The 17,171-nt window shown below is 38.4% G+C and carries 15 protein-coding genes; all 15 read right to left on the bottom strand.

All coding sequences use genetic code 11. The annotated features are described in order from the left end of the window. Window positions 1-183: 183 nt before the first annotated feature. Window positions 184-972, bottom strand: a complete 789-nt coding sequence (locus V7108_RS08930; protein ID WP_335567961.1) for a glucose 1-dehydrogenase — start codon at window positions 970-972, stop codon at window positions 184-186. A gap of 511 nt (window positions 973-1,483) precedes the next feature. Next, window positions 1,484-3,091, bottom strand: coding sequence for an MFS transporter (locus tag V7108_RS08925; RefSeq protein ID WP_335567960.1), 1,608 nt, complete (start codon window positions 3,089-3,091; stop codon window positions 1,484-1,486). Window positions 3,092-3,255: 164 nt separating this feature from the next. Continuing rightward, window positions 3,256-4,326, bottom strand: a complete 1,071-nt coding sequence (locus tag V7108_RS08920) for a TRAP transporter substrate-binding protein (RefSeq protein WP_335567959.1) — start codon at window positions 4,324-4,326, stop codon at window positions 3,256-3,258. Window positions 4,327-4,587: 261 nt separating this feature from the next. Next, entirely contained in the window at window positions 4,588-5,718 is a 1,131-nt protein-coding gene (locus V7108_RS08915; protein WP_335567958.1) for an amidohydrolase family protein, read from the bottom strand. Between the two features lie 30 nt (window positions 5,719-5,748). Then, the gene (locus tag V7108_RS08910) at window positions 5,749-6,102 is read right to left on the bottom strand and encodes a Rieske (2Fe-2S) protein (protein ID WP_335516832.1); all 354 of its coding nucleotides are present in this window, start codon (window positions 6,100-6,102) and stop codon (window positions 5,749-5,751) included. Between the two features lie 451 nt (window positions 6,103-6,553). Next, window positions 6,554-6,838: a Dabb family protein gene (locus V7108_RS08905; protein WP_335516835.1), complete on the bottom strand. Its 285-nt coding sequence runs from the start codon at window positions 6,836-6,838 to the stop codon at window positions 6,554-6,556. Window positions 6,839-6,929: 91 nt separating this feature from the next. Next, window positions 6,930-8,012, bottom strand: coding sequence for a TRAP transporter substrate-binding protein (locus tag V7108_RS08900; RefSeq protein ID WP_335567957.1), 1,083 nt, complete (start codon window positions 8,010-8,012; stop codon window positions 6,930-6,932). A gap of 134 nt (window positions 8,013-8,146) precedes the next feature. Beyond that, window positions 8,147-9,466 carry a TRAP transporter large permease gene (locus tag V7108_RS08895; protein WP_335516842.1) on the bottom strand — a complete coding sequence of 440 codons (1,320 nt, stop codon included), beginning with the start codon at window positions 9,464-9,466 and terminating at the stop codon, window positions 8,147-8,149. Beyond that, on the bottom strand, window positions 9,467-10,072 hold the full coding sequence (locus V7108_RS08890) for a TRAP transporter small permease subunit (RefSeq protein ID WP_335516845.1): 606 nt from the start codon (window positions 10,070-10,072) through the stop codon (window positions 9,467-9,469). A gap of 217 nt (window positions 10,073-10,289) precedes the next feature. After that, window positions 10,290-11,372, bottom strand: a complete 1,083-nt coding sequence (locus V7108_RS08885; RefSeq protein WP_335567956.1) for a TRAP transporter substrate-binding protein — start codon at window positions 11,370-11,372, stop codon at window positions 10,290-10,292. A 90-nt stretch (window positions 11,373-11,462) separates the two neighbouring features. Next, window positions 11,463-12,518 carry a TRAP transporter substrate-binding protein gene (locus V7108_RS08880; protein ID WP_335516852.1) on the bottom strand — a complete coding sequence of 352 codons (1,056 nt, stop codon included), beginning with the start codon at window positions 12,516-12,518 and terminating at the stop codon, window positions 11,463-11,465. Between the two features lie 33 nt (window positions 12,519-12,551). Then, a complete protein-coding gene (locus V7108_RS08875; RefSeq protein WP_335567955.1) occupies window positions 12,552-13,340 on the bottom strand; it encodes an SDR family NAD(P)-dependent oxidoreductase in 789 nt (262 codons plus the stop codon). Between the two features lie 419 nt (window positions 13,341-13,759). Next, window positions 13,760-15,346: an ATP-dependent acyl-CoA ligase gene (locus V7108_RS08870; protein WP_335567954.1), complete on the bottom strand. Its 1,587-nt coding sequence runs from the start codon at window positions 15,344-15,346 to the stop codon at window positions 13,760-13,762. 144 nt (window positions 15,347-15,490) lie between these two features. After that, entirely contained in the window at window positions 15,491-15,919 is a 429-nt protein-coding gene (locus V7108_RS08865) for a Zn-ribbon domain-containing OB-fold protein (RefSeq protein WP_335567953.1), read from the bottom strand. 16 nt (window positions 15,920-15,935) lie between these two features. After that, window positions 15,936-17,108: a thiolase C-terminal domain-containing protein gene (locus V7108_RS08860; protein ID WP_335567952.1), complete on the bottom strand. Its 1,173-nt coding sequence runs from the start codon at window positions 17,106-17,108 to the stop codon at window positions 15,936-15,938. Window positions 17,109-17,171 lie beyond the last annotated feature (63 nt).

The following is a 17,171-nucleotide window of genomic DNA, read 5'->3' as shown; positions in this document are numbered from 1 at the left end:
AAATTAAGTGATTCCTAAAGGTTTGTTTCCTCTCCCTTCATCGTTAACAGATAATGATTAAAATTATTCTCTACTTATTGAAGGAAATATCCTATAAAATGAATGGATTCTTGAACCCCTGAAATACTAGGAAACCATTAATAATACACGGATAACCGGACCAGTTCCATTCTCTGATGGCTATTATGTTAAAATTAACCCACCATCAATTACAAATTGTTGGCCAATAATATGAGTTGAGAAGTCCGATACAAGGTACATCATAAGGTTTGCTATTTCCTCTGGCTTAGCGTAACGGCCAGTTGGTGTTTTAACTGCCATTGCCTTTCTGCTTATTAATGCTGCTTCCGGATCACCTTTTCCAAATCCTCTTTCAATGGAACACATCATTTCAGTGTTTACAGGACCCGGACATACAGCATTTACACGTATACCATGGATTGCTCCTTCAAAACCAGCAGTTTTCGTTAAGCCGAGTACAGCGTGCTTGCTGGCACCGTATGCTGCCAAATTCGGAGTTCCTTGAAGTCCCGCTGCGGATGCAGTGTTAACAATCGCTCCACTTTTTTGAGCTATCATATATGGCATTACATATTTTAATCCTAAAAATACACCTCTGACATTTATGCTCATAACTCTATCAAATTCTTCAGTTGGATAATCAACTAGTGAACTTATTTTTCCTTCCCAACCGGCATTATTCAAAAAGATGTCTATTTTTCCATATCGGTCAATCGTTGTTTGCACATAATTTTGTATATCCTCTTCTTTTGTTACATCAGTTTGAATAAATATGGCCTCGCCGCCTTGTGTTGTGATTTGATTGACAGTGACCATTCCTGCATCTTCAGAAATATCAACAATGACTACCTTTGCACCCGCTTCAGCTAATTTCAGGCTCACTGCCCGCCCAATTCCTCCACCGCCTCCTGTTACGACGGCAACCTTATTTGTAAAATCAAACTTCTGCATTCCAATCCTCCTAAGATAATTTTTTATAAAAATAATATAAAAAACGTGATAATTGTAAAAACACATTACAAAATATGATTCTTAAAACTTAAGAATCTATCGCCTGCAGGAATAAACTTCCATTTATTGCATCGAAATTAGACGAGAATAAGAATGCAACAACCTCGGCAAAGTTCCATGATTCTTTAAGTTTTTTTCTTGTATGTTGATTAGCAAAAGTGTTTTTCAAATGTTCAACGGTTTTAAATATGGGCGTACCAATAATCAAGTGCACCAGCTTTGGTCATGATGACTACTACTGCATTTGCAGTATGGTAATTAAAACTTCCTGTAGAGACTATCGTTTCATAAATGGATGCGTATTGACGATTACACCGTTCTTAATTCCCAACTCAACCATTTTTTTGCACTATAACATTCCGTAATAGACTCCATGCTGGTACACATCGATTACTTTATGGTAGGCTTCAGGATCCATTTCTAAAAACGGTTTGCCCATGCCTATTCTTTTTTAAACTGATTCTTCCGCTTCTATTTTCTGCTTTCTAACTTTCTTTTCTTTGAAAAAGATGGCAATGACGAAAACGGCGAGAATACTTAATCCTGCATTTATTAAATACACATAATCAAATATTTGAACCAAAACCGCTTTCATTTCTAAAATGGTACTGTCAAATACACCATGCAATTCGGATGGAAGCTGGCTTCTCAGTTCTGCAGCAGCCTGCTTGTTCGTAAGCGTCTGTGTACTTGACATCAGATTGATTCCTGAGTCAGGTAATTCCTCTTTAAGTCGTTGCGGCATGTATTTATCAATTTGCCACATTGTATTCATGATAAGTCCCGCGATTGATAATGCGATTACCCCTGCAATATTTCCAAAAAAATACAAGGCACCTGTCGCCACACCCACTTGCTTATGCGGCAGATGATTTTGCAGATAAGTAACAAATATTACATTAAATGCGCCCATAGACACACCAACCATACATAAAACACTGTACAAATACGGAAGACTAGAGTTTTCGTTAAATCCTGAAATCAGATACATGATGATGGATGTCCATACAAATAAAAATAAAAGCATTGTTTTATACCGGCCTGTTTTAGCTATAATCATACTTGTTACTTGTGTAGAAATGATGGTGAATATCATCAGTGGTGTAATGAGAGACCCTGAGGCCGAGGCTGACATTCCTTTAACCGCCTGCCCATACAATGGAATGTAACTTACATAAATAACAACTCCATAACATGCTATAGCATAGCAAAACGTTGGTAACAAAAAGGAACGATTTTTAAGTAAACTTAGAGGTAATAAGGGTTCAACAGCTTTACGCTCAACGTAAACAAATGCAATTAACGATAAGATTGAAATTAAATAAAATACAATCATAATGGGTGATCCCCATGAATATTTGGTTCCACCCCAAGTCAGGACTAAAAGGAAAGGGACAACTGCGGTACAAAGTAACAAAATACCAGTATAATCAATCGTTACTTTAACTGTTTTTTTAACCGAAGGAAGAGTTTTATGAATTAATAAACTACTAAGCAATAAGAAAGGTGCAGGGATGATATATAGCCAGCGCCAGCTGAGCGTATCCACAATATATCCTCCTACAAGAGGCCCCAAAATATAACATACGCCAATCATGGATGCTAAATATCCTAAAACTTTTACCCTTTTTGTCGGACCATAAAAGTCAGCGATCATAGCATAACATGTCGTGTATAAAAATCCTCCCGCCGTACCGAGAAGGGCCTTAAAAATGACTAACATCATGATTGAATTGGAAAGTCCACAAAGTATACTGCTTATGGCAAATGAAAGCAGGGCAATTTGTAAAATTAATTTTCTACCGTATAAATCACCTAATTTACCAGAAACAATTCTGCCGATACTGCCCCCTAACATAAATGTTGTAATGGTTAAAGCATAAAAATGCATTCCGCCAAGTTCTGCTATAATACTTGGGGTCGCTACACCAGTAACCGACCCAACAAATAAATCGAATACATATGTTAATAGAATGGTTAATGTAACAGTAATCAGCGGTCCTTTTTTTAATTTTATTAGAGGTTCTTCCATAACGTTATTTGCAGCAGTATCTTTCAATATTTCCTCTCCCTTCATTGCTTAACAAGTATTTATTTTTCATTAAATAATCAATCCCCATTGATTTTTATATTTTGCTTTGCGCATTAAACTGCTTAATCAATGGGGAAAATTCCAGTAAAAATATAGTAAGGTACGGGCCGAAATCTATATGTGCGATAACCTTAGAATGGGAGTTCCACTCCCTCTTCCTTCAGAATTTCCTTAAAGTCTGCCACTAATTGTTCTCCGTCATATCCTTTTTTATTCGCTTCTTCAATCCACGCGTCCCAGGCAGCCTTTGCTCCCAGTTTAATTTTTGCTTCTTCTTCAGGAGAAAGCTTTATCCATCCACCTTTACCTTCTAGCTCCTGGGTTAATTGTTCCTTAGCTTTCGCCAGTTCTGAATCATAGCTTCCCTTATACATAGTAGGTACCTGACCTGATATTTCGTTGTCAAAAGCTTCTTTTACATTATCTGGCATTCTCTCATAAACATCCTTACTCATTACTGTGATAAGTGGTGTGTTAAAAATATTTAAGTCAAGAAGATAGGGACCAACTTCATGGATTTTGGAACCCATTCCACCCAGAACTGTATAAAGACTTGCATCTACAACTCCACGTTCTAATGCTTGGTACACATCAACACCTTTAATAACAACAGGTGTTGCTCCCCAGGAGGTAACAAGTTTTTCAATTCCCTTTCCACCCTGAAAAGCTATTTTCATCCCTTTTAAATCCTCAACACTTTTAATTGGTGTTCTACTAAATATTGTTTGGGGTTCTGTAAGAGCAACAGGTCCTAAATTATAGAGATCTTGATTAGCCTTTTTTGGAGGATGCTTCACTTCGAATTTCTCTAGTACATTGTAAGCTGTTTCTAAATCAGGAAATGCAAAAGGTAAAGTTCCTATTGTATATGGAAAAAACGGGGTGTTAAGTGCGTTAGTTGCAGTAATCATCCCTACATCATAAACGCCATTTTTAATATCATCATAAGCAGTATCTGGGGCGCCTAAAGCTGAATTAGGATGAAGTTCAACAGAAACCTGTCCATTTGTTTTTTCATCTACTATTTTTAAAAATGGTTCATAAACATTTCTATGAATATGATGTACTGTAGCAAACTGTGAATTCATAGTAAGTTGAACTTTTTCATTTGATGGCGTTGACGTTGTTTGATCACTTCCACAAGCAGCAAGTAATAGAATAGTAAAACCTGAAATTACGGTCTTTAGAATTTTATTCTTCATTATTAACCTCCAATGTTTTTTCGAGCCGAAAGGAAAGCGGTTACTGATTACATTCTAAGTCGGTTGAACTTATAACTGTAAGACCAACCGACTTTTCACTCCTGATAGAGAGATCCAACACCCGAAACAGAAACCTAATCGACAGAATCCATCAGTTTCTACCTTGATAGGAAAATAGTAATCTTACATCTTAATATTGCACTTCTTATTAAAATAGATTACAAAACATACAAAAATTTTATCTGCTAGTTATTAAAAAAATTAACTGTTATCCTTCATCGGATCAGGTAATCCAAATAACTTTACAGCATTCTTATATAAAATCTTTTCTCGAAACTCCTTTGGAAAATGTTTGAATGTTATTTCCGGTGGATTAAAGGAAAAATGCGGATAGTCACTTGTAAATACAATTTTATCCTGTCCGATCATATCAGCCAGTTCAATGACATGTTTTGCATTTTCCGGGTTGTGTGGTTCAATCATTGGCTGTGTCCCAAACCACATCTGTTCTCGAATCTGTTGACTTGGTGAGCGTTTCATCCAAGGGATTTCGCGTCTGGACATTGGCCAATGGGTATCCATTGTGTACATGGCATTTGGAACCCAGCCAAAGCCCCCTTCATTAAAGAGGATACGCAGTTCTTTAAACGTCTCAAATACACCGCCAAATACAAGGCTTGACATTGCTGCTTGAAAGGCTAAGCCATTATTGGTTTGATTCTCTGCAAAACAGCTTGTTTCAAACCCATCTGTGTATAATCCACCTTTAATGGCTACATGATACGTAACGACAAGTCCGTTTCGTACAGCTGCCTCCCATATAGGAAAATACCGCTTATTTCCCCATCCCCCATAAGGACAATAGCTCGGTAACGCTACTTGAACGATTTGTGGGTGACCGCCAACTCGATCAATCTCACGAGCGGCTGCTTCTGGATCCTGTGCGGCAACAACTACAGAACCAAGCATAGTAGAATCCTTCGATAACCAGTGCTCAATTTGCCAGTCATTGTAGGCTGAAGCAACTGCTGTTGCCATTCCATGCTGTGAAGAAGCAGAGAGGTTCCAGACGGCATCAGGGTAAATAATGGCATAGGCATAGTTATATCGATCCGCTACTTGTTCTTTAAAAAAACTTAATGAAGAACATGCCCTCTCTCCTTCAGTGCTAATACTATCTTTTCGGTACCTTGTGGGAGTAACCATGGCAGGAGCCCCCGCAAAAACGCCTATCCACTGAGAATCGACTAAAAAATCTGCCCAATAATCACTCAAATATGGCAATAGATCATTCATCGTACGTGGATTAGCATGGAGATCACAATCGATAACAGGAATTTTTTTCTTCTGCGTCACAGTATTTTCTACTTTTTTTTCAATGGAATTAGTCATTTTTTATCGCTTTCCTCTCTTCTCTCATAATTAGCTATAGACAACCAAATCATTTCCCTCTACTTTTACATCATACGTTTTTACTTTGAACCGATCCGGATCATGCTCTGCACATCCCGTCTTCACATCAAAACTCCAATGATGCCATGGACAATAAATGTGTCCACCATTTTCCTCATAACAAATTTCTTTGACATTAGATGAACGTGCAACCCCCCTTAAACTGCCCGTTTCAAACTCTGCACCTTGGTGAGGGCAATAATTTCGTATAGCATAAAAACTATCCCCGTTTCTAATGACTAGAACCGAAGCCCTTCCAACTTGAACAACCTTTCTTTCCCCTGGCTGGATCTCTTCAATTTTACCTACAACATTTCTTTTCATTTTTTAAACCTCCTTACATTCTTTAGATCTACTTTTAAATCATTCAATCTTTTACGTTACTCTCCCTTGGTTTAATCACCATCCAAAAATAACAACGGACAAAAAACAACGAAGTAATTTTTATCCTAGACATTGGGGAAATATCAGCATTAGATAGATTCCTTTTTTAATCAAACTTTTGAGACCGTTTTCAAATTTGTTTAAAAAACCTCTTTTACAAACAACACATTAATATATTATATGGTTGTTCGTACCATTGACTCTACGATTTTAATTTATCATCATTATTTACACCTGTCAAACATTTTTTCAAATTTTCCGACTATTGAACAAAACAACGAAATTGAATAAATGAATAGATCCAATATCATAGCGACTGACAACAGCTCTAAACACCCAAGCCATTTACAAAATTGGGTGTTTAGCTTTTATATGGTTACTAGAATCAAAATTAAAATTCAAAGTCTACTACTGTAAAATCGCTCATTCCCATTTCTCTTAATAAAGAGGCTACCTCTTGATGTTTCGGATGGGGAATGTATTCTTCAAATGATTTTCTATCTCTAAACCGGATTGAAATTCCAAAATCAAAACCTTCTTTAAAATTCCCCCCTGCCTGAGCATCAACAACTCCAGGTATATGGTTACTAAATGCTTTTATCTTTTCTATTAATTCAACTTTTTTTCCCTCTATTTCTTCATTTGCAAAATTAATAAACGTTAAATGTTCAACCATTTCTATTCCTCCTCAATTTTAATATTTATAATAGATATTCTACTATTACACAACTGCTCAGGCATCCGTGTTAGTAATGAAGCTTTATCTATTATTCTTTCATTTCTTTCTCTCTATGTTTCCTGATAATTTCTATCATTCTCTTATTACCTTCGCTAAGGGAAGCGAATTTATCCCACATAGGCTGTACGCTTTCATAGAATTTCTGTTCCTCTTTCTTTGATAAGTGAATGACCTCAAAAGCACCTGACTTTTCATTTTCTTCAAGTATTTGTTTTACCATCGCTGTATGCTCTTTACCAGCTTCTAACGCGTTGAGTTCAGCTTCCTTTGAGACCTCTATAATAAGGTCCTGTAAATCTTTAGGGAGTTTTTCCATTGCTTTTTGACTTACAACCGTACTTGCCATATTCGCATTCACAACAGGAGGATCCACAGCATATTTTACTACTTCATTTAGTTTAAAAGTTTTTAACGTTTGATATCCTACAGGCACCCCATCTATGATTCCTCTTTGCAGCCCGTCATACCATTCAGGAACACTGATATTAACACCTACTACTCCTAATTCCTCATACCAAGTATTCCACAAACCTCCCATAGATGCGATTAACATTCCCTTCATATCCTCCATAGAGTGGACAGGTTTTGTCAATAACCAGCCATTATCTGTTAAAAAAGTGTACATTAATGGTTTTACACCGTTATCCATCATAGCGTTATTTAAAATCTCGCCAATCTCTGTTTTATACATTAAATCATAGGCTTCCTGTGCAGTTTTATTCCAGTATGGAAAATAGGATATATACCCCTCTGGAACAGTATCACCATAAAACGTAGGAGTAAGGTTTCCCATATCGATTGTGCCGCTGGCTAAAGCATCCAGCATTTCAGGCTGTTGTGCTAACTGCCCATTAAAATATAGATCAATTTTTAATCGACCTTCACTTCTTTTTTCAAGCTCTTCTTTTATCCAATGAGTAGCATAATACATCGGTTTACTATTTTTTGTAGTATCCGGTAAAGGAACATTAAAGGTTAAATTATACTTTTCTTCCTTGCCGCCGGAAGTTTTTGAACTGTCTCCAGATGAAGCATTTGAACCACAAGCTGTTAAAGTAATGAAGCATATGATTAATACAAAATTATGAATCATTTTTCTGACATTTTCCACAAAAAATCCACCCCTTTGTTTTTTTATTTAACCTAAAATCCAAATTAAGCCATATGCAGTTTTTCTGGCATTAACTGTTTCCTGTAAAAGAAAGTACAATTCCCAAAAAAAGTGCATACAGCTGATTTCTAAACCTACCGATTATTAAACATCTGCTCCGGAAGCCATGTTACAATTTCAGGAAAAATAAATAAGATAGCCGTACCTAGTGTAAATAATCCCACCATTGGCCAACAGGCTGCAAACGTATCACGTAAATTAATATCTGGAGCAACTCCTTTTAAAACGAATAACTGCATTCCAAAAGGCGGTGATAAATTTGCTGTTATCGCACTGATTACAAAAATAACACCAAACCATACCATATCTATTCCCATACTATTTAAGATTGGCAGGATAATCGGCGCCGTCATGAACAAAATAGGTACAGCGTCCAGTGGAATACCAAGGATGAAAAAGAAAATAAGGACAGCTATCAAGAACATGGTTGGAGACAAATTCATACTTTCAATTATCCCTGCCAGTTGTTCACCCACTCTAGTAACACTGATTATTTTGGCATAGGCAGTGGCGCCAATAACCATCCAAAACACCATAGCACACAATCCAATCGTCATACTGAACATGTTTTTAATATTTCCCCATGTCAGCTTCCGATTGATTCCCGCACTAATTAGTGACCCGATAACTCCAACTGCCGCAGCCTCGGTTGGGGTGGCAACTCCCAAAAATATACTAGCCAGTACCATAGTAATAACACCTAATGGTAAAATAACAGCTTTTAGAGCTACAAATTTTTCTTTCCAAGTAAACCTTTCCTCTTTTGGGAGAGCAGGACCATAGTTAGGTTTAATCCAGCATAAAATTAAAGCGTATAGCGCGATAATCACGGCCATCATAATGCCGGGAATAATACCAGCCATAAACAACTGTCCTGGAGAAACTTCTGCTATTACAGCGTAGATAATCATTACAAGACTTGGAGGAATAAGAATTCCTAATCCGCTGCCTGCCAAGATGATTCCTTGCGTTAATCTATCATTGTATCCGCGGCTGAGCATCGATGGACGGGCAGTAACTCCGAGAGTTGCTGTAGATACCATGGCTGTCCCAACCATTGCCGAGAATAATGTAGCAATGGCCGTTGTACCAACAGCAAGTCCGCCCCTCATGCCCCCAAACCAGCGGTAAAATGCTTCATACATTCCATCTATCAAATCACTGTATCTCAAGATTCCTGCCATGAAAATATATAAGGGTACCGCAGTATAAATAAATTGATTGACATCATTGAATGCGGATAAGATAAACCCGCTCACACTCGCAGGTCCGCCCCATATAATAAAGCCAGCGATAAGGGAAATGCCGGACATTACAAAAGCAATCGGAATTCCCAGCATAATTCCTGTCATTAGAGCCGTAAACATGATAAGAGCGATAACATAAGGTTCCATTTATTTCCCCTCCTCAAACTTTATATCTGTGTTAGGCAGGTAAATCTCTTTATTATTGTCGAGGTCAAACTTTCTATCTGTATTAACATTGTCAGCATCATATTTACTACCTGTTATAAGTAAGTAAATATCTTTAAACAAAGTCACCAATGCCTGCAGTCCCAGCAGGGTTCCACCAATAGGAAGGATACTCCATTTAATCCACACTGGTATATTCAGGCCGGTTGTCGCAACTATTCCTTTGTTATACAAATCTAAAACGTGCTGCCCGCCCCAAAAAACCAGTGCTATTACCGTTAAAAAAATAAACAGGTGAGAGATTAGATCCACTATAGCTTTTCCTTTATCAGAAAACTTTGCATAATACATATCCACTCGTACGTGTTCGTTTTTCAATATGGCATACCCGCCGCCTATAAACGCCATAACCGCTGTCAGCCAAACGGAAGTGTCAAACCCAAATCTAGTCGGTCTTTCAAAAAAATAACGGGCAATAACATCGTAAAAGATCATAAATGATAGGAAAGTGATAATTATTCCGATCACCACATACATTTGCTGATTAATAAAATTAATGAATCGAATCGTTTTATTTACAATTTTCATGGGACACCCTCTCCGTTCGATATTCTTATAGAAAAGTATTTTTTTAAAAACGGAAATGATGTTTAGACCGATCATTATCATTTCGGTTTTTACTTAAAGGGCCTTTTTATTTACAGTTAAACGATTTCCCCTCTATATTTTTAAAATGGTGATAATTCTGAATATTTTTTACAAAGAATTTTGGTACCGACTTTCGAAATTATCTAAGTGTCCTCCATTACTCTTTCTTTTTCTCTTCAATATTATTTCTTATTATTTCAATTATTTTTGCGTTACCCTTGCTTAAAGAAGCAAATTTATCCCACATAGGCTGAACACTTTCAACAAATTTCTGTTGTTCTTCCTCTGACAGCTTAATTACTTCAATGCCATTTTTCTTTTGATAATTTTTCAAATCCTGTAAAACCTTATCTTTATCCTTTTTAGTTGCATCTAACGCTTTGAGTTCAGCTTCCTTTGAGACCCCGAAAATAATATCCTGCAGATCCTTAGGAAGTTTTTCCAAAGTTTTATTACTAATAAACATATTTCCCATCTGAGCATCAACAAACGGAGGATCGATGACATATTTAACTACTTCGTTTAGTTTAAAGATGGTCAATGCTTGAAATCCAGTAGGTATCCCATCTATGATTCCTCTCGAAAGTGCATCGTACCAATCTGAATGAGGGATTTCCACACCATTTATCCCTAATTCCTCATACCAGGAATTATATAATCCTCCCATTGTTACCATTAATAGTCCATTCATATCCTCAACAGAGTGTACAGGCTTGTTTACTAACCAGCCACCAAGAGCTGCATAAGTGTTCAATAACGGTGTAGCACCATATTCTTTGAAAGCTTTGTTATAAATCTCACCTATCTCTGTATTATTCCATAAATCATAGGCTTCCTGGACATCTTTAGCCCAATATGGGAAGTATGTGATAAACCCTTCTGGTACGAGATCTCCATAATACGATGCAGTCGCATACCCAATATCGATTGTACCGCTGGATAATGCATCTAACATTTCGGGAACTTGAGCTAACTGGCCATTAAAATATAATTCTATTTTTACTCTTCCTTCACTTCTTTTTTCAATCTCTTCTTTAAACCAATGCATAGCATAATAACGTGGGTTATTAGGGTCTTGGTTATCAGGGTAAGGAATATTAAATTTCAAGTTATACACTTTACCCTTATCAGGAGATTCAGAACCTTTTTCAGATGAAGTAGCATTGGACCCACAAGCTGTTAAAGCAAGGATACTCATTAATAAGATCACTCTATGAATGACACTTTTAAATTTTTTCATAGACACTCCACCTTTTTTTTATAAAATAAACTTCATTGTGAAATAGATTAATATAACAACTCTTTTATCTATGAAAATCAACGAATTATATTATCTTTCCTTTCTATTTTCTCTGATAATTTCTATGATTTTTGCATTTCCTTCACTCAATGATGCAAATTCATCCCACATTGGTTGGATACTATCATAGAATTCCTTTTCTGCTTCTTTTGACAAAGTGATCACTTCAAATGCTTTTGCTTTTTCGAAATCTTTCACTTCTTGCAGTACCTTTTCACTATCCTCTTTACTGCCTTGTAATGCTTGGGTTTCTGCTTCCTTTGCTGTCTCAAGGAGAATGTCCTGCAGGTCCTTAGGAAGTTCTTCTAATGTTTTATTGCTTATAAACGTAGTTACCATAAGGGCGTTATTGAACGGAGGAGCAACAACATAATCAACCACTTCATTTAATTTTAAATTTTTTAACGTGCTAAAGGCAGTAGGGATTCCATCAACAACACCTCTTGACATACCATCATACCAGTCTGCATTTGGCAGATCCACTCCCGTTGCTCCCAATTCCTTTAGCCAGGCATTGAATAATCCTCCATAAGTTGCGATTATGAGTCCTTTCATATCCTCAACAGAGTGTACAGGCTTGTTCAATAACCAGCCGCCGTTTCCAACGAAATTATTCATTATTGGTGTGACGCCGTATTCCTTAAAGGCATTGTTATAGATCTCTCCTATTCCTTTGTTATGCCATAAATCATAGGCTTCATCAACATCTTTAGCCCATAATGGCAAGTTCGTTATATTCCCCTCTGGTACCAGATCTCCATAAAACGAAGTTGTCGCGTATCCCATATCGACTGTACCGCTGGCTACTGCATCCAGCAATTCAGGCAATTGAGCTAGTTGTCCATTGAAATATACGTTAATTTTCATTCTGCCTTCACTTCGCTTTTCTATCTCCTCTGTAAACCACTTATAGGAATAATAATGCACTTTACTGTTTGCAGAATTATCTGGTAAGGGTATATTTAGGTCTAATGTATATACTTTATCTTCGCTGGCAGTTTTAGATGCATTTCCTCCGCATGCGGTGACAACCATCATACACATTAATAAGAGACCAATAATAATTAAATTTTTAATATTTTTCACAAATACTCCCCTTCCGTTTTTTATCTAATTTAATTAAGTTAATATTGCTCCTCCATCTATTACAATTTGTTGACCAACTATGTGAGAGGATAAATCACTTACTAGATAAAGCATTAGATTGGCAATTTCTTCTGGATCTGCATACCTTCCATCTGGAGAAGCTGCTTTTATAGCCGTTCTTTTTAACTCAGCTTCCTCTGAATTCCCTTTTGCATAACCCAATACCACGGAATCTAACATAGATGTATCCACTCCTCCAGGACAAATCGCGTTGACGCGAACCCCATGAGGTGCTGCTTCAACCCCAGCCGACTTTGTCATACCAAGTACAGCATGTTTGCTAGCACCATAAGCAGCCAAATTGGGAGTGCCAAGCAGCCCAGCAGCAGATGCAGTATTAACGATTGCCCCACTTTTTTGAGCAATCATATGGGGCAGAACATATTTCATTCCTAAAAACACACCTCTTACATTTATATCCATCACTCTATCAAATACATCTACTGGATAATCAACAAAGGGAGCTACAGCTCCTAGCCAACCTGCATTGTTCAATAAAATATCTATTTTTTTGTATCTATCAATCGTTGTTTGTACATAATTTATTACATCTTCTTCTTTCGTTACATCAGTTTTTATAAAAATGGCATCTCCACCATCTTCGTTTATGTCTTTTACAACCTTCATTCCTCTCTCTTCATGTAGGTCAACTATTACTAGTTTTGCTCCACCCATGGCTAACTTAAGACTTGCTGCACGGCCAATTCCTCCACCACCTCCTGTTATGATAGCAACTTTATTTGTAAAATTAAAAAAGCCCAAATCTACCGCCCCATTTCTAAGATTAAAAGATAAACTGCATAAAACTATGTTTTATGAAACTTTTCTATAAAAATTTAAATATCCTTTATCGAAATTTGAGATTTAAGACCTTAACACTGTTTTACTATACTTGCGCAATCATATCATCATGATGTACAGACCATTAAAATCGTTTTTAAACAATGTCTATTCTCATTGTCATACTATTACATATTTTCTGACTATTTTAACCCTAATCCATTAAAGCTGCTATTATGTAAATCTAACAATCTGTAACAGCAAAGAATTACCAGTACTTATAGGAGCAGACTAGTGGTTACGCCCGAAACTTAAGTGGTTGGTCTTACATATGCCGAAGACCAACCATTTTACACTCCAATCTTACTCAAAAACTAAAACTTCTCAAATCTACATCTAATTTAACGCAATACTTTATACCCCGTATGTTCACGATCCCACGTGTCTTGGGTAATCCCTTCCTCACGCAGCTTATATTTCTCGACCTTTTGGGACGGATTTCTTGGGAGATCTGATACGAACCGGACATAGCGTGGAACTGCGAAATGAGCCAATCGGGACTGACAGAAGTCCAGCAGCTCCTCATACCTCAAATCTTCGCCAGCCTTCACAACGATCACAGCAAGCACTTCCTCTTCTGTAAGTTCAGAAGGAACACCGACTACTGCCGAGTCTAGAACCTTAGGATGCTTGTTAATAACAATCTCGACTTCAAAAGAAGATATATTCTCTCCCCGCCTGCGGATGGCATCCTTTTTACGGTCGACAAAGTAGAGATAGCCTTCTTCATCCATGTACCCACGGTCGCCTGTGTGATACCACAAGTTTTTCCATGCTTTTACCGTTGCCTCCGGGTTCCCATAATAACCTAAAAACAATACACCAGGTTCCTTCGGTCTTACTACAATCTCACCTATTACACCATTTGGACATTGGTTATCATTGTCGTCGTGAATTTCAACATCATAGCTCGAAACAGGCCGGCCGCAAGAGCCTTTTCGAAACGTTTCAGCTGGATTAAAGGTCATCGAACCGGTTTCCGTTGAACCATACCCTTCGTGAAGCTTGATACCAAAGCGGTTCTGGAACTCCTCATATATTTCCGGCGGTATTGGTGCCCCGTGTGCTTGTTGAACCGGATTGTCCGAATCATCATGGCGCGGCGGCTGTTTTAAAAGAATTGTCAGCATTGAGCCCATAAAGTTGAATTGGGTGATTTGCTCTTCCTTGCATATGTCCCAGAATCTCGAAGCTGAAAATCGATTATGCATGACTACGTCACCGTCTGCAATCAGTGCCGGAAGGACGGTCGCATACCGAGAATTAGAATGAAAAAGTGGAAAAACGGTATATAAACGGTCGTTTGGACCTATTTCTCTAAATTTGCAATGGATTTCTGCCAGATTAAAATTTGCAATATGACTAATGACGGCACCCTTAGACGGACCGGTGGTTCCTGATGTAAAGAGAATAAGAGATGGGTCCGTCGGTTGGATATCCACATCCACTGTATGGTCACTTGCTTCACCCATAATTTTTGTATAAGAATGGCAAGAAATCTTGCCTGGCATAGCCTCATTGACATCTCCCACCAAAATGACGTGGCGAAGATGTAACAATTCATTGGAGATTTCCTTTACACGATCTACCCAATCCGAGGAAATCACAAGAGCTTTGCACTCACCTGTATTGAGAATGTGTGCCAGGAGATCTCCGCGGTAAGATACATTAACAGGTACTTCAATTACACCAAGTTTTGCCAGACCTAACCAGGCGGCTAAGAACTCCGGGCTGTTAGGTAACATCACTGCGCACGTATCACCCTTGGATAACCCCAACCCCTTCATTACATTTGCCATCTTGTTTCCACTTTTATCGAACTCGCTATATGTGAGTTCGGAATTCTCGAATCGAATAAACCTTGCATCTGGTTTTTCTTTAACTCGTTGTTCAACTATTTTCCCAAACGTTTTTAATCCAGTGTACATATTACTCCCCTTCCCCTGTATCGGGCATGGATACACTGAACCTTTATTCAGTGCACCCATGCCCGATAATTGATATTTCTCTAAACTTGTTTTCAGATATACTTACATTTTCCGCCCTCTTTTGTATTCTGTCGCTTTTGTTTGTTACTCGTTTTGATTCAAGTTCTCGGGACGAAATTTAGGAATAGTAATTTCTTCGGACCAATCCTCAAAAACTACCTCAACTTCCATTCCCACTTTTACATTTTGAGGATCGCATTGAATTACGTTACTCATCATTGTTGGTCCTTCATCAAGATCAATTAATGCGATGACATAAGGTACTTCCGACTTATATGCCTTCGATATGGCTCGATGCACGATGGTATAACTTAGTACCTTTCCCTTACCAGAAGCCCGCACCCACTTCACATTTTTACTCGAACAGTCTGTGCAAATGATTCGAGGATAAAACTGGTGCCTGCCACAATCTGAGCATTGCTGAATGAGCAGTTCATGATTGCGGCAACCTTGCCAATAGGGCTCGGTCTCTACGTTTATATTCGGGAAATTTTTCCCTGAATGATCGATCATATGCTCCACCCTATCTTTAGTTTATTTCTTTCCCTAGTATAAGTGTGGTATGGCTGGACATAATGCCACCTTGACCATGCACTATACCCGCTTGTGCTCCGGTCACCTGACGTTCGCCCGCTTGATGCCGAAGCTGAGAGACTGCCTCAGTCAACAAGAACATAGAACCTGGATTACCTGGATGACAGTGGGAGAGCAATCCTCCGTGTGTGTTCATTGGCAAGGAACCGCCTAGCTCGATGGCCCCGCTCTCGACGAATGCCCCTCCCTCTCCTTTCTTACAAAAGCCCAGGTCTTCAAGCTCAATCAAAGCTGTTGGAGTGAAGCAATCGTATAGCTGAGCGAAATCCATATCCCGGGGACCTAAACCTGCCATTTCGTATGCACGCTTTCCAGACTCGACAGCAGCCGATGTAGTGAGATTTCGTGCCTGGCTAATATGTTCGTGGCTATGAGCCTCTCCAAACCCTAATATGTAGACAGGTTTACTTGAAAACTCTTTAGCTCGTTCCGCAGATGTTAAAATTACAGCTGAACCTCCATCAGATATCAGCGAGCAATCTAATAGATGCAGCGGGTCAGCAATCATACGCGAATTTAATACATCTTCTACCGTTATTAAATCCCTCATCTGGGCGTTAGGATTCATACTTGCATGTTTGCGGCAAGCGACAGCAATTGCTGCAAATTGTTCAGGGGTTGTGCCGTACTTTTCCATATGTGCGCGGCCAATTAAGGCATATAAAGAAGGAACGGTTGGACCATATGGAACTTCAAACTGAGAATGTCCAACAGCAGCCTGCCCTGACATAGTCTGTTCCTTTGATAAGCCGCTTCTTAAACTTTCTGCCATGGTTATTAGTACGGTATTGCAAACCCCTGTGGCAATAGCAGTTATGGCATGATGAAGAATAGAAAAAGTCGTTCCCCCCCCCGTTGCAACATTGATGCAATAACTAGGAAATATTTGTAAGTATTCGGCCATGGCTTCTGCATGGTACTTATAGGACTCCGCTCTCGAATTGCATGTGATTAATCCATCGATTTGATCTTTACTAATGCCGGCATCGGCCATTGCACGAAGAGCCGCATCAGCACACATCTGAGTCGAGGTCATGTGAGGGACAACTCCTACCTCAGTGTCTGCAGCACCAACGATTGCCACTTTACCACGTAATGATGGCTTCATATCTTTCCCACCTCCAAATTGTTGGTTACTATGTCATTCTTGTATCTCTGAAGCACCTTCAGT

Source organism: Neobacillus vireti (assembly GCF_036962345.1).
In the GTDB taxonomy this organism is placed as follows: Bacteria; Bacillota; Bacilli; order Bacillales; family Cytobacillaceae; genus Neobacillus; species Neobacillus vireti_A.
Note: the sequence above shows the minus strand (reverse complement) of the source record. Positions and strands in the feature narration are given on the sequence as shown.

What these genes read in the sequence shown, in the direction of transcription:
- V7108_RS08865 (WP_335567953.1), bottom strand. Translation starts at nt 15,919, where the DNA reads ATGATCGATCATTCAGGGAAAAATTTCCCGAATATAAACGTAGAGACC.
- V7108_RS08885 (WP_335567956.1), bottom strand. Translation starts at nt 11,372, where the DNA reads ATGAAAAAATTTAAAAGTGTCATTCATAGAGTGATCTTATTAATGAGT.
- V7108_RS08930 (WP_335567961.1), bottom strand. Translation starts at nt 972, where the DNA reads ATGCAGAAGTTTGATTTTACAAATAAGGTTGCCGTCGTAACAGGAGGC.
- V7108_RS08895 (WP_335516842.1), bottom strand. Translation starts at nt 9,466, where the DNA reads ATGGAACCTTATGTTATCGCTCTTATCATGTTTACGGCTCTAATGACA.
- V7108_RS08890 (WP_335516845.1), bottom strand. Translation starts at nt 10,072, where the DNA reads ATGAAAATTGTAAATAAAACGATTCGATTCATTAATTTTATTAATCAG.
- V7108_RS08910 (WP_335516832.1), bottom strand. Translation starts at nt 6,102, where the DNA reads ATGAAAAGAAATGTTGTAGGTAAAATTGAAGAGATCCAGCCAGGGGAA.
- V7108_RS08920 (WP_335567959.1), bottom strand. Translation starts at nt 4,326, where the DNA reads ATGAAGAATAAAATTCTAAAGACCGTAATTTCAGGTTTTACTATTCTA.
- V7108_RS08915 (WP_335567958.1), bottom strand. Translation starts at nt 5,718, where the DNA reads ATGACTAATTCCATTGAAAAAAAAGTAGAAAATACTGTGACGCAGAAG.
- V7108_RS08905 (WP_335516835.1), bottom strand. Translation starts at nt 6,838, where the DNA reads ATGGTTGAACATTTAACGTTTATTAATTTTGCAAATGAAGAAATAGAG.
- V7108_RS08870 (WP_335567954.1), bottom strand. Translation starts at nt 15,346, where the DNA reads ATGTACACTGGATTAAAAACGTTTGGGAAAATAGTTGAACAACGAGTT.
- V7108_RS08860 (WP_335567952.1), bottom strand. Translation starts at nt 17,108, where the DNA reads ATGAAGCCATCATTACGTGGTAAAGTGGCAATCGTTGGTGCTGCAGAC.